Source organism: Dactylosporangium thailandense (genome assembly GCF_059739745.1).
In genome coordinates this window covers 2608779-2635223 of sequence record NZ_AP029195.1, presented here as the reverse complement: position 1 = coordinate 2635223, position 26445 = coordinate 2608779, and the positions used below count along the sequence as shown (strand labels likewise).

General features: G+C 72.8%; 31 protein-coding genes. 17 read left to right on the top strand and 14 right to left on the bottom strand.

Translation table 11 applies throughout. The annotated features are described in order from the left end of the window. Nucleotides 1-118 precede the first annotated feature (118 nt). Nucleotides 119-1003, bottom strand: coding sequence for an SDR family oxidoreductase (locus AC6JBM_RS11745; RefSeq protein ID WP_497983624.1), 885 nt, complete (start codon nucleotides 1001-1003; stop codon nucleotides 119-121). Between the two features lie 90 nt (nucleotides 1004-1093). On the opposite strand from AC6JBM_RS11745, the gene AC6JBM_RS11740 reads away from it, so the two are divergent. The 5 genes from AC6JBM_RS11740 (at nucleotide 1094) to AC6JBM_RS11720 (ending at nucleotide 4945) form a co-directional block, all read left to right on the top strand. Then, nucleotides 1094-1660, top strand: a complete 567-nt coding sequence (locus AC6JBM_RS11740; RefSeq protein WP_497983623.1) for a TetR/AcrR family transcriptional regulator — start codon at nucleotides 1094-1096, stop codon at nucleotides 1658-1660. 61 nt (nucleotides 1661-1721) lie between these two features. Then, nucleotides 1722-2228 (top strand): SigE family RNA polymerase sigma factor, encoded by a 507-nt coding sequence (locus AC6JBM_RS11735; RefSeq protein ID WP_497983622.1) that lies wholly within the window; start codon nucleotides 1722-1724, stop codon nucleotides 2226-2228. Then, nucleotides 2225-3382, top strand: a complete 1158-nt coding sequence (locus AC6JBM_RS11730) for a hypothetical protein (protein WP_497983621.1) — start codon at nucleotides 2225-2227, stop codon at nucleotides 3380-3382. The genes AC6JBM_RS11735 and AC6JBM_RS11730 overlap by 4 nt, the downstream gene beginning before the upstream one ends. Before the next feature lie 19 nt (nucleotides 3383-3401). Continuing rightward, nucleotides 3402-4271: an alpha/beta fold hydrolase gene (locus AC6JBM_RS11725; protein WP_497983620.1), complete on the top strand. Its 870-nt coding sequence runs from the start codon at nucleotides 3402-3404 to the stop codon at nucleotides 4269-4271. Nucleotides 4272-4411: 140 nt separating this feature from the next. Beyond that, the gene (locus tag AC6JBM_RS11720) at nucleotides 4412-4945 is read left to right on the top strand and encodes a fascin domain-containing protein (protein WP_497983619.1); all 534 of its coding nucleotides are present in this window, start codon (nucleotides 4412-4414) and stop codon (nucleotides 4943-4945) included. Nucleotides 4946-5193: 248 nt separating this feature from the next. Here the strand turns inward: AC6JBM_RS11720 and AC6JBM_RS11715 are convergent, their stop codons facing one another. Then, nucleotides 5194-5334, bottom strand: a complete 141-nt coding sequence (locus AC6JBM_RS11715) for a hypothetical protein (protein ID WP_497983618.1) — start codon at nucleotides 5332-5334, stop codon at nucleotides 5194-5196. Nucleotides 5335-5404: 70 nt separating this feature from the next. Next, nucleotides 5405-5614: a hypothetical protein gene (locus AC6JBM_RS11710; RefSeq protein ID WP_497983617.1), complete on the bottom strand. Its 210-nt coding sequence runs from the start codon at nucleotides 5612-5614 to the stop codon at nucleotides 5405-5407. An 82-nt stretch (nucleotides 5615-5696) separates the two neighbouring features. On the opposite strand from AC6JBM_RS11710, the gene AC6JBM_RS11705 reads away from it, so the two are divergent. Continuing rightward, nucleotides 5697-6656, top strand: a complete 960-nt coding sequence (locus AC6JBM_RS11705) for a GlxA family transcriptional regulator (protein WP_350616917.1) — start codon at nucleotides 5697-5699, stop codon at nucleotides 6654-6656. 34 nt (nucleotides 6657-6690) lie between these two features. On the opposite strand, the gene AC6JBM_RS11700 is transcribed toward AC6JBM_RS11705, so the two are convergent. From AC6JBM_RS11700 to AC6JBM_RS11685, 4 genes are all read right to left on the bottom strand, one after another. After that, complete coding sequence (locus AC6JBM_RS11700; RefSeq protein ID WP_497983616.1) at nucleotides 6691-7950, bottom strand: PucR family transcriptional regulator; 1260 nt, start codon at nucleotides 7948-7950, stop codon at nucleotides 6691-6693. Nucleotides 7951-7996: 46 nt separating this feature from the next. Continuing rightward, nucleotides 7997-8326, bottom strand: a complete 330-nt coding sequence (locus AC6JBM_RS11695) for a TraR/DksA family transcriptional regulator (protein WP_350616919.1) — start codon at nucleotides 8324-8326, stop codon at nucleotides 7997-7999. 57 nt (nucleotides 8327-8383) lie between these two features. Continuing rightward, nucleotides 8384-9142: a rod shape-determining protein gene (locus AC6JBM_RS11690; RefSeq protein ID WP_497983615.1), complete on the bottom strand. Its 759-nt coding sequence runs from the start codon at nucleotides 9140-9142 to the stop codon at nucleotides 8384-8386. Nucleotides 9143-9509: 367 nt separating this feature from the next. Then, nucleotides 9510-9908 (bottom strand): VOC family protein, encoded by a 399-nt coding sequence (locus AC6JBM_RS11685; RefSeq protein ID WP_497983614.1) that lies wholly within the window; start codon nucleotides 9906-9908, stop codon nucleotides 9510-9512. A 60-nt stretch (nucleotides 9909-9968) separates the two neighbouring features. Between AC6JBM_RS11685 and AC6JBM_RS11680 the strand changes: the two genes are divergently transcribed. Next, the gene (locus AC6JBM_RS11680; protein WP_497983613.1) at nucleotides 9969-10976 is read left to right on the top strand and encodes a helix-turn-helix transcriptional regulator; all 1008 of its coding nucleotides are present in this window, start codon (nucleotides 9969-9971) and stop codon (nucleotides 10974-10976) included. Nucleotides 10977-11273: 297 nt separating this feature from the next. Then, the gene (locus AC6JBM_RS11675; protein ID WP_344619174.1) at nucleotides 11274-11498 is read left to right on the top strand and encodes a hypothetical protein; all 225 of its coding nucleotides are present in this window, start codon (nucleotides 11274-11276) and stop codon (nucleotides 11496-11498) included. A gap of 242 nt (nucleotides 11499-11740) precedes the next feature. On the opposite strand, the gene AC6JBM_RS11670 is transcribed toward AC6JBM_RS11675, so the two are convergent. After that, a complete protein-coding gene (locus tag AC6JBM_RS11670) occupies nucleotides 11741-11896 on the bottom strand; it encodes a hypothetical protein (RefSeq protein WP_497983612.1) in 156 nt (51 codons plus the stop codon). A 577-nt stretch (nucleotides 11897-12473) separates the two neighbouring features. After that, nucleotides 12474-12893, bottom strand: coding sequence for a hypothetical protein (locus AC6JBM_RS11665; protein ID WP_497983611.1), 420 nt, complete (start codon nucleotides 12891-12893; stop codon nucleotides 12474-12476). Nucleotides 12894-13391: 498 nt separating this feature from the next. On the opposite strand from AC6JBM_RS11665, the gene AC6JBM_RS11660 reads away from it, so the two are divergent. From AC6JBM_RS11660 to AC6JBM_RS11650, 3 genes are all read left to right on the top strand, one after another. After that, entirely contained in the window at nucleotides 13392-13973 is a 582-nt protein-coding gene (locus AC6JBM_RS11660; protein WP_497983610.1) for a DUF4240 domain-containing protein, read from the top strand. Nucleotides 13974-14265: 292 nt separating this feature from the next. Further along, nucleotides 14266-14748, top strand: a complete 483-nt coding sequence (locus tag AC6JBM_RS11655) for a pyridoxamine 5'-phosphate oxidase family protein (RefSeq protein WP_497983609.1) — start codon at nucleotides 14266-14268, stop codon at nucleotides 14746-14748. Nucleotides 14749-15224: 476 nt separating this feature from the next. Continuing rightward, nucleotides 15225-17321 carry a ThuA domain-containing protein gene (locus AC6JBM_RS11650; RefSeq protein WP_497983608.1) on the top strand — a complete coding sequence of 699 codons (2097 nt, stop codon included), beginning with the start codon at nucleotides 15225-15227 and terminating at the stop codon, nucleotides 17319-17321. Between the two features lie 114 nt (nucleotides 17322-17435). Here the strand turns inward: AC6JBM_RS11650 and AC6JBM_RS11645 are convergent, their stop codons facing one another. Continuing rightward, the gene (locus AC6JBM_RS11645; RefSeq protein ID WP_497983607.1) at nucleotides 17436-17867 is read right to left on the bottom strand and encodes an amidohydrolase family protein; all 432 of its coding nucleotides are present in this window, start codon (nucleotides 17865-17867) and stop codon (nucleotides 17436-17438) included. Between the two features lie 200 nt (nucleotides 17868-18067). On the opposite strand from AC6JBM_RS11645, the gene AC6JBM_RS11640 reads away from it, so the two are divergent. After that, nucleotides 18068-18775: a hypothetical protein gene (locus tag AC6JBM_RS11640; RefSeq protein WP_497983606.1), complete on the top strand. Its 708-nt coding sequence runs from the start codon at nucleotides 18068-18070 to the stop codon at nucleotides 18773-18775. Between the two features lie 29 nt (nucleotides 18776-18804). Here the strand turns inward: AC6JBM_RS11640 and AC6JBM_RS11635 are convergent, their stop codons facing one another. Both AC6JBM_RS11635 and AC6JBM_RS11630 read right to left on the bottom strand, forming a co-directional pair. Beyond that, nucleotides 18805-19764, bottom strand: a complete 960-nt coding sequence (locus AC6JBM_RS11635) for a hypothetical protein (RefSeq protein WP_497983605.1) — start codon at nucleotides 19762-19764, stop codon at nucleotides 18805-18807. A 137-nt stretch (nucleotides 19765-19901) separates the two neighbouring features. Continuing rightward, nucleotides 19902-20846, bottom strand: coding sequence for an endonuclease/exonuclease/phosphatase family protein (locus tag AC6JBM_RS11630; RefSeq protein WP_497983604.1), 945 nt, complete (start codon nucleotides 20844-20846; stop codon nucleotides 19902-19904). 445 nt (nucleotides 20847-21291) lie between these two features. Here AC6JBM_RS11630 and AC6JBM_RS11625 point away from each other — a divergent pair, with 445 nt between their 5' ends. After that, on the top strand, nucleotides 21292-21735 hold the full coding sequence (locus tag AC6JBM_RS11625; RefSeq protein WP_497983603.1) for a hypothetical protein: 444 nt from the start codon (nucleotides 21292-21294) through the stop codon (nucleotides 21733-21735). Between the two features lie 179 nt (nucleotides 21736-21914). Here the strand turns inward: AC6JBM_RS11625 and murJ are convergent, their stop codons facing one another. Beyond that, nucleotides 21915-23399: a murein biosynthesis integral membrane protein MurJ gene (gene murJ, locus AC6JBM_RS11620; RefSeq protein WP_497986444.1), complete on the bottom strand. Its 1485-nt coding sequence runs from the start codon at nucleotides 23397-23399 to the stop codon at nucleotides 21915-21917. A 58-nt stretch (nucleotides 23400-23457) separates the two neighbouring features. On the opposite strand from murJ, the gene AC6JBM_RS11615 reads away from it, so the two are divergent. From AC6JBM_RS11615 to AC6JBM_RS11600, 4 genes are all read left to right on the top strand, one after another. Beyond that, a complete protein-coding gene (locus AC6JBM_RS11615) occupies nucleotides 23458-23910 on the top strand; it encodes an NUDIX hydrolase (RefSeq protein WP_497983602.1) in 453 nt (150 codons plus the stop codon). A 114-nt stretch (nucleotides 23911-24024) separates the two neighbouring features. After that, complete coding sequence (locus tag AC6JBM_RS11610) at nucleotides 24025-24762, top strand: siderophore-interacting protein (RefSeq protein WP_497983601.1); 738 nt, start codon at nucleotides 24025-24027, stop codon at nucleotides 24760-24762. 48 nt (nucleotides 24763-24810) lie between these two features. After that, the gene (locus tag AC6JBM_RS11605) at nucleotides 24811-25716 is read left to right on the top strand and encodes a septum formation family protein (RefSeq protein ID WP_497983600.1); all 906 of its coding nucleotides are present in this window, start codon (nucleotides 24811-24813) and stop codon (nucleotides 25714-25716) included. A 40-nt stretch (nucleotides 25717-25756) separates the two neighbouring features. Next, nucleotides 25757-26023, top strand: a complete 267-nt coding sequence (locus AC6JBM_RS11600) for a DUF6289 family protein (protein WP_497983599.1) — start codon at nucleotides 25757-25759, stop codon at nucleotides 26021-26023. A 1-nt stretch (nucleotide 26024) separates the two neighbouring features. Here the strand turns inward: AC6JBM_RS11600 and AC6JBM_RS11595 are convergent, their stop codons facing one another. Then, complete coding sequence (locus AC6JBM_RS11595; RefSeq protein ID WP_497983598.1) at nucleotides 26025-26354, bottom strand: hypothetical protein; 330 nt, start codon at nucleotides 26352-26354, stop codon at nucleotides 26025-26027. Nucleotides 26355-26445 lie beyond the last annotated feature (91 nt).

The following is a 26445-nucleotide window of genomic DNA, read 5'->3' as shown; positions in this document are numbered from 1 at the left end:
AAGGGCAGGAGTGAGCCGAGCGCATCCACGAAGAGCGGGGTGGGAGCGCTCGGCGTTACCCAGCGTAGGAACCGCCAAACGGCCGCCGATCCGATTCCGGAAACTGCAACCGAGCAGGTCAGCGCCTGAAGTAGGAGCCGGCGTCGAGGTCGGCGAGCAGGCCCGGGTGGGTCGGGGTCCAGCCGAGCAGTTCCCGCGTGTAGTCGCTGGACGCGTGGGAGTCGAGGCCGAAGAACGGGCCGATCCAGCCGAAGTGCGCGGCCGCCTCCTCGGCCGGGATGGACTTGACCGGCAGGTCCAGGCCGCGGCCGATCGCCTCGGCGATCTCCTTCGTGGGCACGCCCTCCTCGGCGACGGCGTGCAGTACCGATGCGGCAGGCGCCTTGTCGAGGGCCAGGCGGACCAGCGCGGCGGCGTCGAGGCGGTGGACGGCCGGCCAGCTGCCGCCCTCGCCGATGTAGGCCGACACGCCCCGCTCGCGGGCCACGCCCACCAGGACGGACACGAAGCCGTAGTCGCCGTCGCCGTGCACGGTCGGGGCGAAACGGATCACGCCGGTGCGCACGCCGCGCTCGGCGAAGGCCAGGGCGGCGAGCGCGTTCGCCATGCGCGGGTGGCCGCTCGGGTCCGCGGCGTCGCGCTCGGTCGCGGGGTTGCCGGGCAGGCCGGCGACGCCGGAGGCGATGAGCAGCGGGCGGTCGGAGCCGGCCAGGGTCTCGCCGAGCGCGGTGATCGCGGCGAGGTCGGTCTGCGCGGCGTCCGCCATGCGGGAGAAGTCGTGGTTGTAGCCGAGGTGCACGACCCCGTCGGAGTCGGCGGCGCCGGCACGCAGGACGTCGAGGTCGTCCAGCGTGCCCCGGCGCACCTCGGCGCCCAGGTTCGCGACGGTCGCGGCGGCGGCGTCGGAGCGGGCCAGGCCGACGACCTGGTGCCCGGCCCCGAGCAGCTCGGCGGTGACGGCGGAGCCGATCCAGCCGCTGGCGCCGGTGACGAAGATGCGCATGGCAGTCCCCTAACAAAGACGATGTCACTTGATGACATCACGACGCTAGCACAGTCATGTCATCGTGTGACATGGCTTAGGATGTGTGACGTGGGACGCTGGGAACCGGATGCGCGGGGCCGCCTTGGGGAGGCGGCTTTGCAGCTGTACGTCGAGCGCGGTTTCGAGCAGACGACCGTCGCCGAGATCGCCGCCCGCGCCGGGGTCACCGCGCGCACCTTCTTCCGCCACTTCGCCGACAAGCGCGAGGTGCTCTTCGCCGGCTCCGAGCAGCTGCAGCAGGGTCTCGTCGAGGCGCTGGAGTCCGCCCCGGCGTCGGCGACGCCGCTCGAGGCGGTCGTGGCCGCCCTGGACGCGGGGGCCGGGTTCCTCGGGCGCCATCACGCCCACGCGCGGCGGCGGCACTCCGTGATCATGGCGAACCCGGAGCTGTACGAGCGGGAACTCATCAAGATGGCGACCCTGTCGGAGGCCCTCGCCGATGGGCTGCGCCGCCGCGGGGTGCCCGAGCCCGACGCGACGCTGACCGCGGAGACGGGGATCGTCGTCGTGCGGGTCGCCTTCGGCACCTGGGTCAGCCGGCCCGAGCCGACCGACCTCGCCGCGACCATGCGCGAGACCCTGGCCCGGATGGCGACGGTCACCTCCGGCGGGTAAACCTTTTCCGGCCCGCCGGACTCGAAGGGGGTGGATCGGCCCAGGGAAGGGGACCCACCACGTGCGCCCGGACAGGGAAGAAGCGTTTCTGCAGTACGTCACGAGCCGCAAACAACGGCTCCACCGCGTCGCGTATCACCTGCTGGGCGACCGGGACCGGGCCGACGACGCGGTGCAGCACACGCTGACCGTGCTCTACCAGCGGTGGTCGCGCATGCACGAGGTCGCCAACCTCGACGGGTACGTCCACACGATGGTCGTCCGCGAGTGCCTGCGGGACCGGAGGCGCTGGCTCGCGCGCGTGCACCTGTGGGCCGCACCGCCCGACGTGCCGGTCGCGGCCGCCGACCCCGAGATCGAGCAGCGGATGCTCCTGCGGGCCGCGCTGCGGGAGCTGCCCGACCGGCAGCGGACCGTGCTCGTGCTGCGATTTCTGTGCGATCTTCCGGTACTCGAGGTCGCCGACCTCCTCGGGCTCGCCGAGGGCACCGTGAAGGCGCACACCGCCCGGGGCCTCGACGCCCTGCGCCGCCGCCTGGACACCGCGTCGACGAGGAGCCTGGCATGAGCGAGAACCCGTTCGCGATCCTGACCCGGGAGCCGGTCCCGGACAGCCGCGTCGACGAGCACGCCGTGATCGCGCGCGGCCGGGCGCGGGTGCGCCGCCGCCGGGCCCTGACCGCGGCCGGGGCCGGCCTGGCCGTCGCGGTCGTCATCGGCGCCGTCGCCCTCGCCCAGCAGCGCCCGCAGCCCCGGCCGACCCCGGTGGGCCCGACGCCCTCGCCGTCGGTCTCCGCGTGCGGGCCGCAGCCGCTGCCCGAGCTCGGCCCGACGGCATGGGTGGTGGTCGACGGCTCCGGGCGGTACATCGCCGCCAGCCAGGCCACCGGCGACATGCCGGTGGTCGTGTCCGGGCCGGGCGGGACGCGCACGTTCACCGCCGTGCCCAGGATCAACGTCGCCGGGGTCAACGGCAGCGGCACGGTGGTCGGCAACGTCGAGAACGACAGCGACGCCGACGGGTACGTCATCGACGGCGGCACCACCGTCGCGCTCGGCCGCCCCAAGGGCGCCCTGAACGTCCGGGCCCAGGCGGTGAACGACACCGGCGACGTGGTGGGCGACGCCCGCATGCCCGGCAAAACCTTCCGCGCCGTCGTGTGGCGGCACGGGCAGTGGAGCCGGCCGCAGCTGCTGGCGACGCCGAACGGCGAGCAGTCCTCCGCGTACGGCATCGCCGCCGACGGCCGCATCGTGGGCAGCGTGGGCGCCACGCCGCAGCCGTACCTGTGGTCGCCCGACGGCACCGCCCGGCCCCTGCCCCCGCCCACGGGCAAGCCCGGCGGGATGGCGGTCGACATCGTCGGGGACTGGGCGGCCGGCCCCGTCAACTACGTCGCCAGCTCGGTGCCGCAGCCGAACGGCCGGCGCGCCGCGAGACCGCCGCTGACCTGGGCACGCTGGAACCTGCGCACCGGCGAGGTCGTGCCGATCGAGGAGAGCCCGCTGACCGTGGGCACGGCCGGCCTGCTCGCCGACGGCACCGTGGTCCTCACCGACACCCAGACCGTCACCCTGTGGACGGATGCGGACGCCACGCCCGTGCCGGCACCGGAGGGCTTCGGGCGCTGGCAGATCACCGGCGCCTCGGAGCACGGCACGCTGGTCGGCATCGCGATCGACGGCGACCAGCGCGCGGCCTTCCGGTGGGCCTGCCGCTGAGCCGCTCTACGATGGCGGGGTGCTCATCGAGTTGGCGGACGGGCGATCGCTGGAGGTCGCCGTAGCCGGGCCGCGGGACGGGCGCCCGCTCGTGCTGCACCTCGGGACGCCGTCCGGGCCTCGAACGGTACCGTCGCTGACCGAACCGGCCACCGAACGCGGGCTGCGCACGATCGTCTGCGGGCGGCCCGGCTACGCGGGCTCCACGCCGCGGCCGGGAAGGCGGGTGGCCGACGTGGCCGGGGACGTGGCGCAGGTGCTGGACCGGCTCGGGCACGGCGAGTTCGTCACCCTCGGCTGGTCCGGCGGCGGCCCGCACGCCCTCGCCTGCGCGGCGCTGCTGCCGGACCGGTGCGCCGCCGCGGCGACCCTGGCCGGCGTCGCGCCGCACGACGCGACCGGCCTCGACTGGATGGCCGGCATGGGCACGGAGAACATCGTCGAGTTCGGCGCGGCCATCGCCGGGCCCGAAACGCTCGAGGCGTTCCTCGCCCGCGAGGCGTCCGCCCTGGCGAGGGTGACCGGGTCCGAGGTCGCCGCGGCGCTGGGCGGCCTCGCCCCGCCGGTCGACGCGGCCGCGCTCACCGGCGAGTTCGCCGAGTCCGTCGCCGCCGGTTTTCGTTCGGCCGTTTCCAGCGGTACGGCCGGCTGGCGCGACGACGACCTCGCGTTCGTGCGTCCGTGGGGCTTCGACCTCTTCGCCATCGCCACGCCGGTCCAGGTGTGGCAGGGCGGCCAGGATCGCATGGTGCCGCCCTCCCACGGCGCCTGGCTCGCCGCGCACATCCCCGGCGCGCGGGCCCACCTCGACCCGGAGGCGGGCCACCTGTCCCTGATCCACGACGCCGCGGCGATCCTCGACGACCTCCTCGAAGCCGCGCACTGGTGACATGACCGGCCTGCAGCTCTGGGGCTGACGCCGGCCCGGACATCCCGGGGCCTGCCGGGAATCGGACAGATCGCCGCGATGGCACGGCTTGGAACGCGCATCGGTCGAGGGCGCCACTGCGGCGCCCATGAGGAGGACCGATGAGGATTCGCGGCAAGCTGCTCGGCGTGGCCGTCTCCGTCGCCGCGGCCGTGGCGGCGACGCTCGTGGCCCCGTCCGCCGCCCACGCGACGGACCCGTTCACCTGCTACATCCAGACCGCGGACCGACATTACGTCACCGCGGTCGGCGGCGGCGGCCGGATCACGGACACGATGCACACCAACGTGAGCGTCCCCGGCGCCTACGAGCGGTTCACGAAGGTCCCGATGGGCGACCTGTTCGGCCACTTCGCCCTGCGTACCTGGTCGGGCAACTACGTGACGGCGGTCAACGGCGGCGGCCTGAGCAGCGTCACCGTCCCCGACGTGCTGCACACCGACGCGACCCGGATCGGCACCTGGGAGCAGTTCTCGACGTTCACCCTCGCCACCGGCGACGTCGGCATCCGCACCTACGACAACCACTTCCTGGCCGCGCTCAACGGCGGCAACCGCACGACGAAGGTGTTCGACTCCGACCGCACGAACCTGGTCATCCCCGACACCGCGTTCCACTTCACCTGCAACGTCTGAGCCGGACCGGCGCAGACGCCTAGAAGCACGCCTCGGCGACCCGGAGGGCTCCCTTCGGGTCGTCGTTGCGAGCAGGGTTGCGGGCCAGGGCCGCGGCGGCGTGGCGGGGCGACGACGTGCGCGGTCGTCACGTCCGGCGCGGTGGCCAGGGCGAGCCGGGGCCGGCCCGTCCCGCCCTGCCGATCGTCGGACGGTCACCGGCGTCGAAGCGGGCCGCCATCCAGCGCACGGAGCCGGCGGCCCGGGGGTCACCGGGTGGACGGTACCCGGTGACCCCCGGGCCGCTGGTCGAAGGCGATCCGGACCCAGGCCGCGAGCTGCGCATCGCCGCGCCCCTCGAGGAAATCGGCCAGCCGCTCACGATCGGCGGGCGTGCTGTCCTCGATCACGCACATCAGCTCGCCGATGCGCCGGCCACCGCCAGCATCGCGTTCACGAGGGCCGTGCCCGTCACCTTCGTCATACCGCTCCCGCAGCCTCGTACGCGGCACCGCCGGGCGTCACGGTACCGGCCATGCCGGCGGCGCGGCCGGTCCGTATTCGTTCGACGTGGCCGCAGTAGCACTCGAGGTCGAGCACGACGCCGGTGTCGGTGTTGCGCAGGCTGCGGATGCGGCGCTCGGAGAGCAGCATGCGGGATCGGTGGGCGGGGCAGTCGATGACGAACATGGCCTCAGCCTGCGCCCGGCCGCCGCCGGTCAACAGTGGCAGACCTGCAGAGGATCGCAGGATTTCTGCCATCATGGGTGGCGTGGGTACCCCATTCACGAGCGTCGCCTCGTATGTGGCCGACGGCACCGGCGCGCTGGGCATCGGCATCGTCAGCGAGATCTTCGGCTTCGACCGCCGGCACCGGGGCAGCCCCGGCTTCGACTTCGCCGTCTGCGCCGACCGGCCGGGCCCGGTGCGGACGGACAGCGGGCTCCAGGTGGTCATCGAGCACGGCCTGGACCGGCTCGCGCGCGCCGACCTCGTGCTCGTGACCTCCTGGGACGCCTTCGAGCTCGAGCCGTCCCCGGAGGCGCTGGCGGCGATCCGGACGGCGTACGAGCGGGGCGCGACCGTCGCCGGCTACTGCACCGGCTCCTACGTGCTGGCCGCGGCCGGGCTGCTGGACGGGCGGCGGGCGACCACGCACTGGCGGTGGGCCCCGGCCATGGCCGAGCGGTTTCCGGCCGTCACGGTGCTGCCGGAGGTGCTCTATGTCGACGAGGGCCGCATCGTCACCGGCGCGGGCGGCGCGGCCGGGGTCGACATGTGCCTGTACCTGCTGCGCCGCGAGTACGGCGCCGCGGTGGCCAACGAGATCGCCCGGGACATGGTCGTGCCGCCGCACCGCGACGGCGGGCAGGCGCAGTACGTGACGGCGCCGGTGCCGGTCGACTGCGACGACGAGCGGCTGGCCGGGGTGCTCGCGTGGGCCCGCGACAACCTCGACCGGCCGCTGACCGTGCAGACGCTGGCCGGCCGGGCGCTGATGAGCCAGCGCTCCTTCGCCCGGCGCTTCGCGGCCGCCACCGGCTCGACGCCGCACGCGTGGGTGCTCAGCCTGCGGCTGCACCGCGCGGAGGAGCTGCTGGAGACGGCCGACCTGTCGATCGAGGAGGTCGCCCGCCGCGTCGGCTTCGGCACCGCCGCGACGCTGCGCGAGCAGTTCGTCCGCCGCCGCGGTGTGCCGCCGCGCGACTACCGCAAGGCCTTCTCCGGCTGATGCCCGGCCCGCGGCCCGCGGTGCCGCACGGTGGCTACGCGGTGCCCGGCAGCGTCTCGGCGGGCCAGTTGAGGACCTTCGCGCCGAGCACCGCGGCCTGCAGGGTGAACCGATGGGCGGGATCGGTCGCGTCATAGCCGGTCAGGGTCCTGATCCGGTCCAGGCGGTACGTCACCGTGCGCACGGACACCCGCAGCCGTCTCGCCGCCTCGGTGGCCACGGCGCCGGTGGCGAAGTAGGCGTCCAGCGTGTCCAGCAGCGGTCCCGCGCCGGCGCGGGCCCGTTCGAGCGGGCTGAGCACGGCGACGACGAGGTCGACCATGGCCGGCTGGTCGCGCAGCAGGACCCGGTAGACCAGCAGGTCGTGGGCGGTGATGACGCTCTTGTCGGTGTGCAGGCGCCCGGCCATGGCCAGCGCCTCGCGGGCCTCCTCGTAGGAGCGGGCGATGCCGTACAGGCCGGGGTGCGGGCGGCCGACCGCGACCCGCCAGGGCCGTCCGTGCCGCAGGCGGTCGAGCTCGCCGTGCACGAGGCGGCCGAGGTCGTCCTCCTGGCCGGCCGGTGCGGTGCGGCCGGCGGCTGTGGCCTCGGCCGGGGCGAGGACGACGAGCAGGCCCTCCTTGGTGGCGACCAGGACGTCGCGGTCGCCGAGCCGGTCGAAGATGACCGCCTCGAGGGCGCTGATCGCCGCGTCCGTGTCCGGCAGCCGCCGGACCGGTGCGGCCAGCGCGACCTGGTGCACCCGGGCGAGATCGAGCCCGAACGGCTCGGCCCGCTGGACGAGGCTGCCGAGATCGGAGTCGCCGCGCAGCAGGTCGTCGACGAGCTCGCGGCGCAGCGTCTCCTCCCGGCGGATCAGGTCCCGGCGCGCGACCGCGTAGCCGTCGGCGAGGGTGGCGACCGCGTCGTCGACGACGTGCAGCACGGCCGCGGCGGCGGCGCGCACGAACTCGCTGTCTCGGGAGCGCGCCACCATGGGCAGGTCCTGCCAGAGCCGCTGCGCCGCCGACAGGTACAGCTGCACCACCCGCCCGGCGGAGATGCCCTGCTCGGCGGCCTGCCGGCCGAGCCGGCCCACGGCGTCGAGCTCGGCGCGCCTGGGCCGGCGTCCGCTGACCGCCGCGTCGGCCAGCATCGGCAGGTAGTCGCCGAGCAGCTCGACCGGAACGCCGCCGGCGTCGGCGGAGGCGGCCGTGGCCACCTCCGCCAGCCAGGCCGGCTGGGGCTCGGTCACGGCGGACTGTCGCCGCCGGCTGTTGCCGGCCACGCCCCCGCTCACCTCCCCCGCCGGCATGAGCTGCCTCGGTTGCCGGTCACCGGCAGTGTAGACCGCAGGCGGGTCAGCCGTTGCGGCGTTGCTGGCACGGCACGCAGTACCGGGCGTGGGGCAGGATCGCGAGCCGCTCGGCGGGAATCGTGGTGTCGCAGTGCTCGCACCGGCCGTAGCTGCCCTCGGCGATCCGCCGCAGCGCGCTGGTGATCCGCTCGATCTGCACCCGGGCGGCCGCCGCCAGCGCCTCCTGGTTGAGCGCCTCGCCGGGGTCGCCGGTGTCGGCGGAGATCTCCGTCAGCTCTTCGAGCCGGGTCGTCTGCGCCGCGAGGTCCGCGGTCAGCGCCGCGCGCACCTCGGCGAGCCGGTCCCGTTCGGTCGCATCGATGTCAACGCTCATGTCTCGTCCTTTGCTCGGTGATGTGGTGCCTCGGTGCGACGGTCGCGCACGGGCCGGTCAGGGCCGCGGGGCGCTTCGGCGCATCGCGCTGAGCGCGGCCAGGCCCGCGCCCCGCACGGCCGTCAGCTGCGGTGCCGGGGGACGGCGCACCGCGATGCCGGCGGCACCGGCGATGCGCGCGCCCAGGCCCGGGCGGGACGCGCCGCCGCCGACCAGCAGCAGGCCGCCGCGCACCGCCGCCGCGACGGCCTCGGGCCGGTGCCGCGACCGGCGCACCTGGCCGATGAGATCGCTGACGGCGGCGACGATCGCCGCGTCGGGGTCCGTGGCGCCGGTGCGGTCGTGCAGCCCGACGTCGCGCCGGTGGGCCGCGATGGTCACGCCGCCCACGAGCACGGCGACCTCGGTCAGGTGCGCGCCCACGTCGGCGATCAGCAGCGGGCCGGGGGCGACGCCGGAGCCGATCGCGGCGGCGCGCACCGTGTCGATGAGCAGCAGCCGTTGCGGCGCGAAGACGGTCGTCATCACCTCGCGCAGGGCCGGCTCCACCCCGGCGTCGCCGCCCACGGGCCGGCAGGCCACGACGACGGCACCGGGCGGGAACGGCCGGCGCGGATCGTCCACGAGGCCCGACAGCAGGGCCCGCATCGTCTCCGGGTCGGTGATGCGGCCGCGGACGACCGGGCCCGATCCTCGCGCGGCGGGGTTGGCGACGTGCACGGTACCGCAGCCGGATGCCCAGATCCGGGTGCCGGCGCTGCCGAGGTCGACACCCACGGCCGTGGGCTCGGCCGGCCTTTCGAGTGTGGTGAACACGAGCGCTCCCTTCGGACACGCGAATGCGGTGGAGATTTCCGGATGACGGCGGGGCCGGGACCGAGCAGCGACGGCTCGACGGCGGCGGCGTCAGGCCCTGGAGCCGGCCGGCGGGCGGTGGCCGCCCGGCTGTCGCGGCGGGGCGACGGCGGCACGGCGGCATGCGGTCACGCCAGTCGTCATCGTCACCACCCCCGTGCGCCGTACCAGAATGAACCTCCAGCATCGGCGCCCGGCCGCCGGAACGCACGGGCCGCGGTCGGCAACCTCGCGGCGCCGCGATTGCCGACGACCGGCAAAGTCACCCGCATGGGCAGCCCCGTCCCCGGGCGTCGCTCAAGCGCCCGGGGACGGCGGGCACGACGGTCTAGTGCTGCTGCCGGGCGATCGCCTCGGCGCTGACCGGTGTGAAGAGGTTGACCAGCGTTCCGTCGGGGTCGCGGAACAGCAGTGATCGGTTGCCCCAGGGCATTGTCGTCGGGTGTTGCACGAACTCGCCGATCGTCTCGCGCAGCCGGGCGAACTCGGCGTCGACATCGTCCACGCGGAACTCGATGATCGCCGTGCGGTTGGCGGCCGGCTCGGCCGAGCCTTCGCCGAAGAGCTTGACCGTTGCGGTGCCGCCGATCGCCAGTGTCGCCCCCGGCAGGACGAGCTCAGCGAAGTCAGGCGTGTACCGGCGGGCGGTCTGGCCCGTGACTGTCTCGTAGAACTCGGTGAGACGGCCGACCTGGTCCGTGATGATGCGGATTGACGCGAATCTCATGAGGTGACGCTAGGCCCGATACCGGGCACGATCCGCCCGGTATTGCGGAAGAATCTGACCATGACACGGCCGACCGCACGGGTGCTCGCCCTCCTCGAGATCCTCCAGGCCGGCGGCACGCACACCGTTTCCGACCTGGCCGAACGCCTCGGCGTCGACGAGCGCACCGTACGCCGCTACGCCGAGCACCTGCTTGATCTGGAGGTGCCGCTCGAATCGGTACGCGGCCGCTACGGCGGATACCGGCTGGCGCCCGGATTCCGGATGCCACCGCTGATGCTGACCGATGAGGAAGCGCTTGCCGTCCTGCTCGGCCTGGTGGCGGGCCGCCGAGCCGGCCTGGTGCCGACCTCGCGGGAAGCGGCCGCAACGGCGGCCGCGAAGGTGCGCAGGGTGCTGCCGAAGGCGCTGGCCTCCCGGCTCGACGCGCTGTTGGCGACCACGGACTTCACCGCACCGGAGCGCGAGGTGCCGACGCCGGAGGCCTCGGTCATGCTGCGGCTGGCGGAAGCGACGCGGCAGTACCGGCCCGCGGTCATCGGCTACATCGACCGCACCGGACGCCGCAGCGAGCGCACCGTGCATCCCTACGGGCTTGTGACGCACTCCGGGCGCTGGTACGTGACCGGCACCGACTCCGCGTCCAGCGAACTGCGCACCTTCCGGCTCGACCGCATCGTGGAGGTACGAATCGCGCCCGGCACCTTCGCGGTGCCCGAGGGCTTCCAGCCCGCCGACGTGGTCCTGACGAGCCTGGCCGGCGCGCCGTGGCGGCATCAGGTCACCGTCGCCGTGCGGGGCACCACCGACGAGGTACGGGCGCGTCTGCCGCACGGAATAGCCAGCGTCGAACCCGACGCCGGCGACGGCCCGGAGTGGGTTCTCGTCCGGCTGCGGGCGGAGCGACTCGACTGGATTCCCGGCGTGCTGGCCGGGCTCGGACTGCCCTTCGTCGTGCGGGAGCCTGCGCAACTCCGCGACATCGTGCGCGGGTGGGCGGACCGCGTCACCGGATGCGCGGCCGCAACGTCTCCCCAGGAGGCGATCGCCGCCTGGGGACCGAGGTGAGCGGGTGCACGCTTCTGGCCGCTGACGGTGTCATGCCCGATGCGATGCAGCAGCGCCCCGACAAGGCGGCCGGCATCGACGTTGGCTGACGTCGGGTTGCGAGCTGACTCTGCCGACAGGCGGATGTCGGCGCTGGGTCCCTCAGGTCCGAGGGGTCTGGCGGCGACCTCGGCAAGCCTCCGGCCGGCGCAACCCTGGTGTCCTGGGAGGCCGGCGTACAGCCGCCGGACCCGAAGGAGCGGGGCCCTTCGTGGCCGCTACGCTTCACCACACCTGCGACTGGAGGACCACTTCAAGATGAGCGAAGAGTACGTCACCCTCGACGACAAGGACCTCAACGGCGACGGCGTCGTCGACCAGGCCAAGATCTACACTCTCGACGACGGCGCCAACGTGCTGGAGGCCGACACGGACGGCGACGGCGAGGTCGACCTCATCGCGATCGACGCCGACGGCGACGGCGTCTACGAGGAGACCGTCGACCCCGCCACCGGCGAGTCCACGGACCTCACCAACTCCTGAACCGAGGGCCGCGCGGCCCCGAGTCCCCGGCCGCCAGTCACGGCCGGGGCTCTTGTTGATCGGGACCACCGTGAGCGCGGGCAGCTCACCGTCGGCTACCGTCCGCTGCACCGTGGCACCGAGTTCGGCCGGGAATCTGCCGCCCGGGAACGGAAACGGCACGTGTTGAAAGACTTCGTGAGCCACGCGGATCTGCCGCCGGTCGCGCATGCTGGCCGGTCGTCGCTCGATCGAGTGCGCGCTCAGAGCTTGCCGGCGACGAGCCGCACCCGGTGGCCCAGCCGGCGGCCGATGCCGGCGACGAAGTCGTTGCGCAGCGGTGGCCAGTTCCAGAACGTCAGGCCCAGATCGGCGAAGGCCCAGACGCCGTCTGTCCACCGCCAGTCGTTGATTCCCATGGTCCGGCCGCAGTGCCGGCAGACTGTGTCGCTCGGCCGCTGGGCGTACCAGGCGTCGATCGCCTCGATGAACGCGGCGCCGAGCGGCTCGTGGTAGGACTCGATGGCGTCGCAGTGGGGCAGCCGACCTCGCCGCCTCCCTGGCCAGTGTCAACTACCGAGCGGCCCCACCACGCGAACAGGCCGTTCCAGCCCAGGGTGAGCAGTCCGTAGCCGGGGCCGTCGAACGCCTCCGCATAGCGTGAGCCAGGCGGATGGCCTCCGTCCGCGCCCGGCCCGCAGTCGGTGCGCTCGGCGCTCACGATGCCGTCAGCCACCAAGCCCGCCACAACAACGTCGGCCAGGCCGGGCGCCTCCTCGGCGGTCGCGTCGAGGTCCGCGCACGCGACGCCTCCATGTACGCACTGGACGGCACCGGACTCGAGGGGATCAGCCCAGCCACGACCAGCTGCGCGGATCTGCTGCGATAGCTCGCTACGGAACGACACGGCACGTTGAGTCGCCAGCTCGCGGACATGCCGATGACAGTGCGCCGTACGGTCGCTTGCCAGCCACGTGGGTCGGGCTCCTCCCAGCCCTACCCGATCACCGGCGGCCGATTCGCCAACTCGCCGGCGTAGGTATCCGTCACGTCGATGTCGGCGACTGCTTGCACGGCGGCCTCGTGCTCGCCTCGCCCGTGAAGCAGGCGCACCAGGAGGTACAGGGCGGTCTTGTCGCCGCGCTGGGCACGCTCACGAAGTTCGCCGTCGCGGCCCGCCTCGAAAAAGAACCTGTCCAGCCGGCGCCGTGCGTGCACGTCGATTTCGGCTTGATCGACCAACTCGCTCAGCAGTCCGGCCTTCACCAGCAGATCCATATGCCACAGGTGCGCGTTGTGTCGGTTGCAGTCGGGGCTGTAGCACTCGGCGAACTCACCGACGATGGCGATCGCCGTGGCCCAGTCACCGCGCGCTTCGGCCGCTTCAGCCGACGCTTGGTCGAACCATGCCGTCACCACACCAGTATGGCGTTCCGGCCATGATGCGCTCTTCTGGCCGCTGACCGCGCGCTTCAGAACGTGATGGCCCGGCTGGCGGCTCGGCCGGGACAATTCCCGAGTGGGCGACTCAAGGATGCCGTGGCGCAACACAACGCATGATTGGCGGAGCAACGTGGATGCCGAGCACCTGGCCGAAGTTCGCCGGCATCCAGCGAGGTTTGCTCCAGGCGGCATATGCTCCCTGTTCCCGTCAATGACGCGACAGGGACGACCGTGCGTTTCCTCGCCGACGCAGCGCTCGGTACGGCACGGCTGGTGTCAGCGCCCGAGTTGGTTCGGCTGACCCTCGCTGCTTGGCCCCATCTGACGGTAGAGATCGTGGACGATCGCATCATCTGAAGCGATCTGCCCCGCGGCTTGCCGTCCCGTCAGGATCGTGCCTGCATCTGCCGTCGTTGGTGCGGGGTCGCTGGTTGCGACCTTGGCTTGGTGTCGCCGATCTAGGCTCGTCGTGTGGACGCGGACGACTTTTGGAGCTTCATAGAAGGATCGGCGCGTGCTGGGTCGACGCCGGCTCAGCGTGAGGACTTCCTGAGTCGGGGTTTGGGGCGGATCTCCCGGTCTCACCTGCTCGACTTCGTGCAGCATCTCGCCGGGACCCGGGAGGCTGCCAACACCTACCGGCTCTGGCGGGCGGCCGACATCATCATGCACGGGCACTGCAGTACGGACGGATTCCACTACTTCCAGATGTGGCTGGTCGGGCTCGGCCGGGACGCGTATGACGCTGCGATCGCCGACCCGGACAGTCTTGCCGCGGTTCCCGAGGTCCAGCGGCTGGCCGCCCTGGCGCGACCATGGTCGGACGATGACTATCCCACGTGGGAATCGCTCGAGTACATCGCCTGCGACATTGGGGAGCGGCGAGCCGACATCGACGGTGACATCCGGGACGTACTGGCTGAAGAGCGGGGTGTCCGCGTGCGCATGGACCCGAACCCATACGACGTACAGTGGGCCCGCATGAACACCGACGCACTGGCCCTCCGGTACCCCCACCTCTGGGCACTGTTCGGGGCACACTGGACCGAATAGAGAGCGTGCGCGCGACCAGCGTCGTCCGGGCCCGGCATACCCGGCCAGACAGCGAGGCATCGGCGGCCGTCGCCACCGCCGGCCGAACACCTCCAGCGGCTCGGCGCGGGCACCTCGGCCGCGGCGAGCCAAGACATCGACAATGTCCGAAAGATGCAGAGCCGGTGACGTTCGCACCGTGCGACGCTGCCGAGCGTGCCACTCAGCCGGCGGCCCTTCCCGCGCGCCCAGGGTGAGAAGTGGCGGGATCCCCGAAAATGTGGGTACCGCAGCGCGGACACGCAGGTGCGGCATGAAGGGCTGGGCAGCGGTGGGCATCATCACGGAGGACATGCGGAAGATCATCGACAGCGCGAGGCTCGCGTTCGTGGCGACGGTCTGCGAGGACGGCTTCCCGAACCTCTCTCCGAAAGGCTCCCTGCGCGTCTACGACGATGACCATCTGGTGTTCATGAACATGGCCTCGCCCACGACGGTGGCGAACCTGCGGCGCGACCCTCGGCTCGAGGTGAACGTGGTCGACTTTCTCCTGAGGCGTGGCTATCGCTTCAGGGGAAGCGCCGAGCTTCGCGGCGAGGGCGACCCCGTGTACGCATCGTCCCGCCAGTGGGTCCTGGACACCCACGGACCCGACTATCCGTGTCACGAGGCAGTACTGATCCGGGTTGACCGGGCGCTGCCGGTGGACTCGCCCGCCTACACGTTCGGGCACTGGAACGAGGACGACCTGAAACGTGCGTGGTCCGACAAGTACGGCCTGCCGCATGCGCGGTAGGGCGTCGGCGGCGTAGCCCTCCCCCGCGGCGACGCCAACGCGCACTTCGCGGCGCGCACCGATGACGTGCGCGACCTTCGGCCCCCGCGGCCTGCCGCCATCCTGCGCCGGAAACGGCGGGCGAGGCCCCGACATCCCCGGCCTCGCCCGCCTCGCCGTGCCGGTATGCCTCGGACCTGGCGCGACTAGGAACGGCCACCTGGCGTTTTGAAACATGGCGAAAACTTTTGCTCGAAAGAATGAAAGTTAGAAACAATTACTAATTACTTTTGTTCTGGGCTACGATTTTGCCGACCGAGCGTTCAAGGTCATCGTTCTCCAGCCCCCCACACCCCCGGGACGCCTCGAAGCAGCGACGCGACCGGCGAGCCGGCAACACCCTGACCCACGTCCGACGTTGGGTCCGCCGGTCGCCACGCGCGCCTCGCTCGTCGAGGCCTGCCTTCGCGTCCCAACACGGAACTGGAAGGAAGTGCATGTCCAGTCACCCTTCGACCGCCCTCGAGGCCAGAGACCCTGGTCGTCGTCTGGTCCGCTGCCTGGTCGCCGTCGCCCTGCCGGTCGCGTCCATCTCAGCCGGGTCGCTCGTCCTCGCCTCATCGGCATGGGCCGCGCCGGCCAGCGCGACGGCCACGCTCACCCCGGCTGTCGCAACCGGCACCAACAGCTGGTACCGAGGACCGGTCACGCTGAACCTGTCCGCGACCGACGGGGTCGGCGGCGTACAGCGCCTGGAATACCGCCTCGGCAACACGGCACCCTTCCAGACCGCGGCGGCCGCCGGCGCCCCGTACCCCGGCGCGCTGGCCGGGTCGGTGAAGATCACGCAGGAAGGCTCCACGACGGTCGGGTACCGCGCCGTCAGCGGTGACAACTCGGTCGAGACGACCCGCACCATCACCGTCCGGATCGACACCGTCGCCCCGGTCGTCAGCTGGCCCGGCATCGTCGCCGGGAAGGTCGGCCACACCGCCACGCTGATCCCGACCCGGACGGATCCCGCTCCCGGCTCCGGCGGCGTCTTCATCCAGAAGATGTGGATCGACCAGACCGAGACGACCCCGCTGCCGGTGAAAACCTCGACCCTGTCGACGGGCGCCCACACGATCAGCGTGGTGGCCAGCGACGCGGCCGGCAACGCGGCCCGGTTCGACCAGACGTTCGTGGTGACCACGTCGTTCGGCGAGCTCGGCGCGCTCATCGACGGCTTCGCGAGCGACGGCTCGATCGATGCCGGCCTCGCGGCCGGCCTGCACGCCAAGCTGAACGAGGCGGCGAGCCTCGCCGGGGCGGGCAACGCCAACCAGGCGAAGCGAGCCCTCAACCAGTTCGTCGCCACCGCCCAGGGCGGGTCGCAGTCCGGCCAGGTCCGGGACACGCTCGTCGGCGATGCCCGCTACCTGCAGCAGCAGGTCGCCGGTGAGCTGCCGGGCGATCCGGAGACCGGCATGATCGTCACGCCCGTCGCGGGGCCTGACCCGATCGCGCCCGTCGTTCCGCTCGCGGCGTCGACCAGCTTCCCCGGGGCCAAGTTCCGGATCCTGTACTTCTCGGCCACCAAGGGCTTCCGGCACGACCACATCCCGGACACCGCACTGCTCGTGCAGCAGTGGGGTCAGCAGCACGGATTCGACGTCGACATCTGGGACCCTCGGCTCGCCCCGGCGTCGCTGGCGAGCACGCCGTTCACCTCGGGTGCCGACCTCGCGAAGTACAAGACCATCGTCTTCTCCTCGCCGGTCGACGGGACCAACGCGAACAGCCCGGCGAGCGCGGACGCGCTCAACGCCGCCGAGCTGGCCGCGTTCCAGGAGTACATCCGGGCCGGCGGCGGCTACGTCGCGCTGCACGGCGCGTCCGACGCGATCCACAACGTCCCCTGGTACCGCGACCTGGTCGGCGCGTGGTTCACCAACCACCCGGGCGGGCAGAACGGCGAAGGCACCTGTGGCAGCTGCATCAACGTGCGGGTCAACACCGAGGACAGCACGAACGCGGCCACCGCACACCTGCCGAAGACCTGGCTGACCATCGACGAGCTGTACAACTTCGACCATAACCCGCGGGCCGAGGTCCACACGCTGCTGAGTCTCGACGAAGAGTCGTACCGCCGCAGCCTCAACAGCGGCAACGCCGCGACCAACCCGCTGCCGCTCATGGGCGGCGACCACCCGATCGCGTGGTGCCAGGAGTACGACGGCGGCCGTGAGTTCTCGCTCATCCTCGGCCACGACCGGGCGCAGTACAGCCGCGACCCGTTCACCCAGATCCTGCTGGCCGGCATCAACTGGACGGCCGGGCAGAGCGACGCCAACTGCTCGACCTTCCGGCAGACCCGTACGTTCATCGCCTCCGGCGCCCTGACGCCGGAGTCCGCCACGGCTGCCGCCGCGCTGCTCGACAACGCCCAGGCGGCCTACCTGCGGCAGGACTACAACGCCGCCGGCACGTCGCTCAACAAGATCACGGCGATCGCCGGTTCGCCCGCCGCGGGCACCAGCGAGGCCCGCGGCGAGCTCGACCGCCAGGTCCGCCAGCTGCGTAGCTGGATGTCGTCCCTGAAGAACTCCTGACCCGTGCCGCCGCCGGCCCACCGCGTGGGCCGGCGGCGGCCGGGCGGCCGCCCAGCGCCTCGACCCGGTCTCAGTGCCGCAGCCAGGTGTCGATGTCGGCCAGGGCCGATTCGATCAGGTCGCCGGAGGCTCCGCTGTGGCGCGGTTCCGGTTGGCCGCCACGACGAGTCCGAAGCCCACGCCGTAGTGATCCTGGGCGGCGCGTCCGGCGTCGAGTACGACGTCCAGGACGTCGGCGTCAGTGCCCAGGCGCCCACCGAACAGGCCTGGCCACATCGACGGCTCCACCCAGACCGCCCCGGCGAGCGCGGCGTCCTCGACGATCTCGTGGACCAGCCGCTGTGCGTCCGCCGGCGTGCGCAGGCACGCGGCCGCGGCGGTGATGGTGTCGGTGAACGCCGCGAAGGAGCCATAGCCGCTGGGCAGGACGGCGGCGACTCCCGCCCGGTCGGCCAACTCCAGCAGCGTCGAGCGGCGCATCGCCCCGTCGAGATGGACATGTACGTGAGCCTTCGGCAACGCCGCAAGAACGTGATCGGCCGGCACTCGGGCATGATCCCACGCCACATCGCGCAGGCGCCGTCCCAGCCACGGCAAGATGCTCAGAGGGGTAGCCCTGCCAACACCTCGAACAAGCGGCGCGGTCGCATCCGCTGCAGTCCGCGCCCGGATCGCAAAGCACGCGCACGGACGACTCACGACACGAGGGACATCACGGCAGCGGCGGCCGTGGTATGAACTGCACCGTGGCGGAACCCGAGATCATCGACGACGGCGACAACGACGACGAGCCGCTTCCGGGCGTCGGGCGGCCCTTTCCCATCCTGCTCGTCGCCAGTGCCATCGCGTTCGTGGTGCTCGCGATCGCCGCGGTCTTCATCAGCATCCAGGTGTACTCCGGCCATCGAGCGGAGGCTGAGCGGGCGGCCGAGGACGCTGCGCCGCGGTCGCCGGCCCCGAGCCGGTCGTCCTGTTTGGACCTGCACGACTACGGGTGTGACCCGGCTCGGCGGCTGCCGGTCACGCTCGATCAGCTGATGGAGGCGCAACGTTTCACCGCGGGCCCCGAGTGGGCCAACACCTCTGGCACGCACACGCTCAGCATGCCGATGCTCACCGACCAGCCCGGCAGCGCCGCCGGACGGCTCACCGTCGAGCATGCCCACCAGGTCGTGTACTCGGTCCGGTGCGAGGCCAACTCGACCGGGACGACCCCACTGACCCCGGTCGAAATCGGCTACCTGAAGCTGTGCGGCAATGCCGCCCTCCCCAGCAACGACCCGGCGGTCGGCGGCGCGGTCCAGTGGCTGGCGAACAATGTCCATGTGGCCCCGGACGGGCTGGTCGCGCGGTACCAGTGCGGCGGGGTCGCGTTCTCGCTCAACATCCGCTCATTGCAGGCCGAACTCGACATCACCGTCCCGGACGATCGCAAGTACTGCGGCGCGGCCTGAGTATTCCGGCCGGGGGCGCTCGCACGTCTTCACGGCCCATCACGGAGCCCTTGCGTGCCGGTGAGTGAGGCGTTGGGTGGGAGCCATTCCTCGTCGAGGTCGAACACGATGTGGAAGCCGTTGTCGCGATCGGTGGGGCCGAGTGTTTCGCGGGGCGCCACCGGTACGCCATCGATGAACCGTTGCCGGTACGCGACGCCGTCGTCCCACTGGTCGACGGTGACCCACAGGCTGAACGCCGCGGCCCAGCGCAGGCCGAAGTGGCGCTCCGGGCCGGGAATGGCGCCGGTGACGAGGTCCTCCGCGTCGAACTGTGGCACGTCGGGGCCCCCGGTCACCGCGATCCGCAACGGGCCCTGCACTTCGGCCCGCAGCCCGTCACGCCGCAGGCCCTCGAGGACCACCGCGGGGAGGCGGGGGTCGGTGCGCTCCACGCCGATCCACGAGCGCGGGGACCGGCGGATCAATCGGGTGTAGTTGTCGGTGACCAGGATCCTCGCCGAACTGTAGACGTCGAGCGGATCCTCGGGCATCCGGATCTGTTGCCAGCGGTGGCGGTCGTGGGGCAGGCCGGCCGCCGAGAAGACCACTCGCGCTCCCTCGGCCCAGACGTCGTCACGGGCCGTGAGCGCCTGCGCGAAACGGTCCTGCTGCAGGGTGGGTTCATCGAAGGCCAGGCCTGCCGGGAACGCGACCCGCAGGTACGGCGCGAACGAGAAGTCGCGCAGCTCGGCAGCGGCGAAGGCGGCCTCCAGCAGGCGCCGGAAGTCGCTCACCCGCGCACAGACCGCAGTGATCAGCGCATCGTGCGGCGTGCCCGGATGCGGCCAGCGGCCGGGCGGTGTGCGGCACGCATGGTCGAAGGCGCGCGGGTGCTCGGCCGCACGGATCAGCCGGGCGAGGACCGCTTCGTCGATCGCCAGCGCAGCCCCTGCCCGCTCCTCGGGCCGGGGGTCGTTCATCGCCGCGACGAGTGCCGGGAGATCCACCCGTCCATTGTGCGGTACGGCGCCCCGCCGACCGCCCACGCGAGGCCGCACATCCACGCCACGGCGGGCGACGTCGGCGGGCCCGGCCAGGTGAACGTGCACATGCCGACCCGCCCGTCACGGGCGCCGGCGGATGGTCAGCCGCCGGCCTTCGGGAGCACCAGCTCGGCGAACACGGCCCGGTGGTCGCTCCCCGCGACGCGATAGATCACGACCTTCCGCACCCCGACACGCTTGTCGGCGAGGATGTGGTCGAGCGTCACGCTCGGGAAGTACCACCGGTTGTCGTAGGGCCACGACGGGGAGAGCCCGGCACCGGCGAGGTCGGCGGCGTCGTGGTACCCCTTCGCCACCACCCGGCGGAACGCCTTGTGATCGAGGGTCGAGTTGAAGTCGCCCATGAGCAGGTTGACCGGCCCGCTCGGGGTCGCCGCCGGCTGCGCCGCGAGATCGGCCAGCCAACAGGCGTCCGACGCACGGCCCATCGGGGCACACGGATGCGCCGACTCGACGTACACCTCCGGGGCGCCCGGCACCCGCACTCTGGCGTGCGCCTGCATAAAGCCGCCGGCGAGCTGCCGGTATCCCTGTTCCGCGAGCGGGAACCGGCTGTAGACGGCCGACCCGCCCGCGTCGGCCCGCGGAAAGGTGACCGCGTCGGGCAGTATCTCCTCCAGCCCGGCCGCACGCAGCGCGGCACGCCCTTCCGCGGTGTATTCCTGGACGGCGAGCAGGTCGACGGCGCCGTCGCGGACGAGGCGCACGATCTGGTCGGGTTCGGCCTGGCCGTACAGCATGTTGACGGTCATCACCCGCAGCGTCGGCCCTGCCGGAACCCCGGCATCGGTGTCGGCGATCCAGCGCGGTAGGACGCACGCGGCGAACGCGACCGCCACCCCCACCGCCGCGATCGCCGGCCAGATCCGTTTCGTCAGCACCGCGAGTGCCAGCGGCACCAACGAGAGCACCGCGACGTACGGGGTGAAGGCGACGAGCTGAATGGTCGGGTAGCCGCTCTCCAGACCGAACACCCGCGCCGCCGCCCATACCGCCAACGGCGCGATCAGCAGCCACAGCAGCACGGTCGGCCACCGGCGCCGCCGTAGGGTCGCAGCAGGCGACGCGCGCGGCAGAGACTCCTCGGCACCGACCATCCCGCCAAGCGTAGGGGAATGCGCCGACCGGGCAGTTGTCGGGCCTGCAGCGGCACCGCCCGATCGCCACGCGCTACAGCTGGTGACCGGCGCCCTCGCGGGGGCAGTGCCGATCTGCCGCCGCCGCTAGTCTCGTCCCGTGTCGAGGCACATGATGACGCCCACCGGTCGGTATGGTGCGGCTGCGGGACTGCTCGCGCTGGTGCTCGTGCTCGGTGCGTGCACTCCGCAAGCGCAGCCGGCTCCAGCGCCGAGGACGCCAGGCACAACGGGGGCACCCCCGCCGACCACTATGCGCCCCACGACGTCGGCAACGGCCGCCGCCACCACGTCCACGCCGGTGACGTTGGCGGCCGTCCGGTCGATCCGGGCCGTGCCGGACGCCATCGGCCCGTATGCGTGCGACCCGCCGCAGCCGCCGCAGCGACCGGAGGTCTTCGTCGAGCTGGATGCCGGCAGCCACCGGCTCGCCGACCTGGCCGTGACGCTGCGGTACGACGGGGGCGAGCGCTACTCCGGGACCGGGAAGATGCGCTACGACGCGGCCAGCCGCTCATTCAGGTATCAGCTGCCACCGGCCGGCCGCGACAACCTGTCACCGTCTCAGAAGGGCGTCAGCCTGTCAGCGACCGTGGCACCGAGCGCACCGCCCGGGGCCTTCGCCCCGCCGGCACCACCCCCTGCATCCATCCTGATTCGTCAATGTATTGCCCTGCCGCCGATCCAGAACACGTCGGCGCATCGGCCTGGGCTACGGGATGGTGCTTCCCGGCTGGCCGTGCCGGTGTCGGTGTCCCGGACCAGAAAAACGCGCTGACTCGCCGCCGATGTGGCCGCTGACCCACGTGGGCGCGCCACGGGGCGGCCGGCGCTGAGCCGCCTCGCGCCGCGCAGACCCCGCCAGACCCAGGATGCGGCGGCGGTCGCGGTGGCCGGGCGAGGTGACGACACCGGCCGACGATATCGCCTGGTCACGCATGATTGGTGGCGAAGGGATCAGAAGCGCAGCTGCAGCAGTTCTGTGAGGCGCAGCGCGGCCGCGGCGGCCAGGTACAGCACGAGCCCGACCAGCCCAGCGAGCACCGCGGTCATGACGCCGCCCGCGAGCGCCGCGCCCACGGCGGCCACCGACGCCGCGACGAGGACCTTCGCGTGGGTGCGCACGATCCGGTGCCCGTCGATGCGGCCGAGGCGGCGGCGCAGCACGAGCGCGGTCGCGACCAGGCCGACCGTGTACGCCGCGGCGTACGCGAGCGGCACCCCGACCACGATGTCCCCGGCCGGCAGCAGCCACGTGGCGGCCGCGCAGCCGGCCACGCCGACGGTGCTGACCGCCGCGGTGATCAGGGCCGGCGACCGCGTGTCCTGCAGCGCGTAGAAGCCGCGCTGCAGGATCGTGTACGCCGCGAACGGCAGCAGCGCCAGCCCGAACGCGGCCACCACGACGCCGAGCATGGTGACACTGCGGCCGTGGCCGAACACGAGCGCGGCGACCGGCCTGCCGAGCACGACCATGCCCACGGCGGCCGGCGCGAGGGCGACGGCCGCGACCCGCACCGCGAGGGACAAATCGCCGATGACGCGCTCGTGGTCGCGGCGGGCGGCGCTGCGGCTGAGGCGGGGCAGCATCGCGGTCATCACCGACATCGCGATGACGGCGACGGGGACCTGGAAGATCGCATACGCGGTCTGGTACGACGTGACCCCGCCGGGCCCGCTCAGCGACGCCGCGCGCGTGGCCGCCGCGAGCATGACCTGCGCCCCGAGGACCGACAGCAGCACCCACGCGCCGAGCCGGCCGATCCGCCGCACCGCGATGCCCCGCGGGTCCAGGTGCAGCCGCAACGGGAAGCCGCTGCGCGCGAGGGCGAACACGACGAGCGCGGTCTGCCCGACGACGCCGGCGGTCGTTCCCAGTGCCAACAGCATCAGGTGTACCGTCGTGAGCCCGTCGATCCGCGTGCTGCCCCCGATCGCGAGGTACACGCCGCCGACCGCGATCACGATGAGGCTGTTGACGAGCGGCGCCCACGCGGGCGCGGCGAACCGCCCGCGCATGTTGAGCACGGCCCCGGCCGTGGCCCCGACGCCGTAGGCGAGGATCTGCGGCAGGAAGTACCAGCTGAACACCACGGCGAGGTGGCGCTGCGGGCCGGTGAAGCCCGGCGCGTACACGTCCACGAGCCACGGCGCGGCGACGACGGCCACGACGGTGACGAGGCTCAGCCCGTACACCATGAGCGACAGCAGCCGTTGCGCGTACACGACGCCGTCGTCGGCCTCGGTGACCGCCGCCCGCGCGAGCAACGGCACGACGACACTGGCCATCGCCCCGCCGACGACGAGCTCGAAGACCGCGTTGGGCAGCGTGTTGGCCACGTTGTACGTGTCCAGCAGCCGGGTCCCGAGCCCGAGCGCCGCGATGAGCACCCCGATCCGCGCGAACCCCGCGACCCGCGACACCGCGGTCGCGATCGCCATCCCCCGCCCGGCACCGCGCAACGAAGCCATGCCTGTTCTTAGCAGATATCGTCCCTGGATGAGTTTCCGGCTGGCGGCCTACGCGCTGTGCATCGAGGCCGACCGTGTCCTGCTCGCCCGCTGCGGCCCGGTGTGGACGCTGCCCGGCGGCCGCGTCGAGCACGGCGAGGACCCCTTCGACACGGTGCTGCGGGAGCTGCTGGAGGAGACCGGCCACACGGGCGTGGTCGACCGCCTGCTCGGCGTCGACTCACGCGTGATCCCGCCCGCCGAGGCCCGCCGCGGCATCGAGCACCAGAACGTCGGGATCTTCTACCGGGTCCGCGTCGCCGGCGGCACCCTGCGGCCCGAGCCCAACGGCGACACCGCCGAACCGTCCTGGACCCCGATCGCCGGCGTCACCGCCCTGCGCCGCTCGTCGCTCGTCGACGTCGGCCTCGCCCTGGCGCTGACGACGCCCGCCACCGGGCACGTCGCGCCGGTCCCGGTCGGCGGCCTCGTCCAGCACTGAGCCCGCGGGAGGTGTGGACCGGCCCCGCCGCGACGATCCTGGCGATCCGGCAGCTCGTCGGCTGGTCGCTGCGTGTAGCGGGCCGGGGCGCCGTCCGGTTGCTAGTCTCGCGGGGTGACGTACCCGCGGCGCAACCCCCGGCCGAATCTGCCGGCGCGGGTGCGGGAGGTGCGGGACGTCACCGGTTCGATGCGCGAGATCGACCTCGTCGGCCCCGACGTGCCCCGCCTGCGGGTCCGCCCCGGTGCGCACCTCGTCGTGCGGGTGCCCGCCGACGACGGCGAGGCGCGCCGGGTGTACTCCATCTGGCACCACGACCCCGCAAGCTCCCTGCTGTCGCTGCGCATCGCCCTGCACGACGCCGACGGCCCGGGCTGCGCCTGGGCCCGCAAGGCGGAACCCGGCGACCGGATCACGCTCGAGCCGCCGCGCACCAAGATCACGCTGGACGACACGGCGGCGTTCCACGTCTTCGCCGGGGACGAGACGGGTGCGGTACCCCTCCTGGCCATGCGAGCCGCGTTGCACCGCTCGGCACCGGGGCGCCCGGCGCTCGGCGTCTTCGAGTCCGTGAGCGAGGCGGACGAGATGCCGGGCTTCCACGGCGTGCCCGCCCTGCCCTGGGTCCACCGCGGCCGGGCGTCCGCGGTCGCGTCCCGGGTGCTGCTGCGTGCCGTCGCCGATCTGGACCTGCCCGCCGGCTCGGGCGCGGCGTACCTCGCCGGGGAGAGCGAGACCTGCCGCCTCCTGCAGCGCGTGCTCATCGAGCAGCGCGGCTTCTCCCGCCGCAACGTGCACACCCAGCCGCAGTGGCAGCCCGGCCGCCCCGGCTTCGGCGCCGGCACCGACTGACCGGCCCGACGCAGCTGCGCAGGTTCAGTTGATCTAGTGTGCGTTACCGTGCTTCGTATCGTGCTCTTCACCGCGGCCGCCGCGGCCCTGCTGCTGGCCGGCTGCTCCGGCGCCGAGGATCCCGGCAAGAACACGAAGCCTTCGCCGTCGGCCGTTGAGGCGCTGCCCGCGGTCGGGGCGTGTCTGACGTCGGACGGCACCATCGCGTACGTCGACAAGGCCGACCCGGTCGCCAAGGAGGTCGGCTGCGACACGCCGCACAAGCTCGAGGTGGCGGGCACCGGGCGGTTCCCCGACGGCGGGCAGGTCCCCGGCTGGGGCAGCGACGCAATGCGCGCCGCGTACGCCGAATGCGGCAAGGCCGCCACCGCGTACCTGGGCGCCGACTGGCACAACGGCTGGCTGTTCCTGCACATCGGCCGCCCCGCCAGTTCCGACTGGGCCGCCGGCGCCCGCGGCTACGTGTGCGGGATCGCGGAGTTCGAACGCACCGACTGGTCCAGTCCCGCCCTCGCGCGCGCCGGCACCCTGAAGGGCGACCTGGCCGCCGGAGGCCCCGGGAAGGTCGCCCAGCGCTGCGCGACGCTGATCGGCCACAATCCCGACCCGCGGGGCTTCTTCGACATCGCCAGCCAGAAGCGGGCCGACTGCGCGACCCTGCACGACGCCGAGTACGCCGGCTCCATCGAGCAGCCGGACGGGGTGTACCCGGCCTATGAGTCGCAGCAGGCCTTCGTGGGCAACCGGTGCGACGCCCTGGTCGCGAGCCTGCTCGGGCTGACGCCGCAGGCCCTGGGCAAGCGCCGCGACGTGCGCAGCCTGTTCACGTACCTCGACGACCAGTCGGAGTGGCAGGCCGGCGAGCGCTCACACCTCTGCTATGCGACGGTCGCGCAGAGCCACAAGATCCGCGCGAGCATCAAGGGTCTCGGGACGGGGCCGCTGCCCTACTGAGGCCCTTGCGCGCCGGGCTCGTATTGGCGAGCATCGCTGTATGACTTCGATGCTCCGCCGCCTCGCGCTGGTGTCCGCGGTCGGCGTTGGAACGCTCCTGCTCGCCCCGGTCACCCCGGCGTCCGCCTACAGCGCCTGCGCCGCCGGCACGATGTGCGGCTGGCTGTACTACTCCGACGCCGCCCGCACCCACCAGCAGGGCGGCCACACCACGAACTGCCAGGGCGTCGTGCTCGACTGGGGCATCAAGTCCGGCTACTCGACGTACATCTCGCAGTCCTGCGGCGACGACCCCAACCCGGTGTAGGTCAGACCGCGCCGCGGACCGTCGCCACCAGCCCGAGGACCTCGCCGCGCAGGTCCTCGGCGAGCCGGCCGAGTCCGGGTCCGTCGCCGCGGTCCTCGCGCTCGGTGGCGGCCGCGACGCCGTCGACCAGGCCGCTCATCTCCCGCAGGGCTCCCGTGACCGACTCGAGCACGCCGATCGCCGCGGCCGCCGCCGGCAGCGGGCCGAGGTCGGGCACCCGCGCCTCCAGGTCGCCGGCCGCCACTCGCTCGGCAACGCGCGCCAGCGTCAGCAGCGCCGCGGCGGCAGCATCCGCGGCCGGAGGCTCCGGCTGCCGTCGTCCGATCCGCACGCGGCTCACCGCCCGCTCGGTGCGAGCCCGCCGGCCGGCGACCAGACGAACTCGTCGTAGGTGCGGCCCTCGCCGTCGAGGCGGCCCAGCA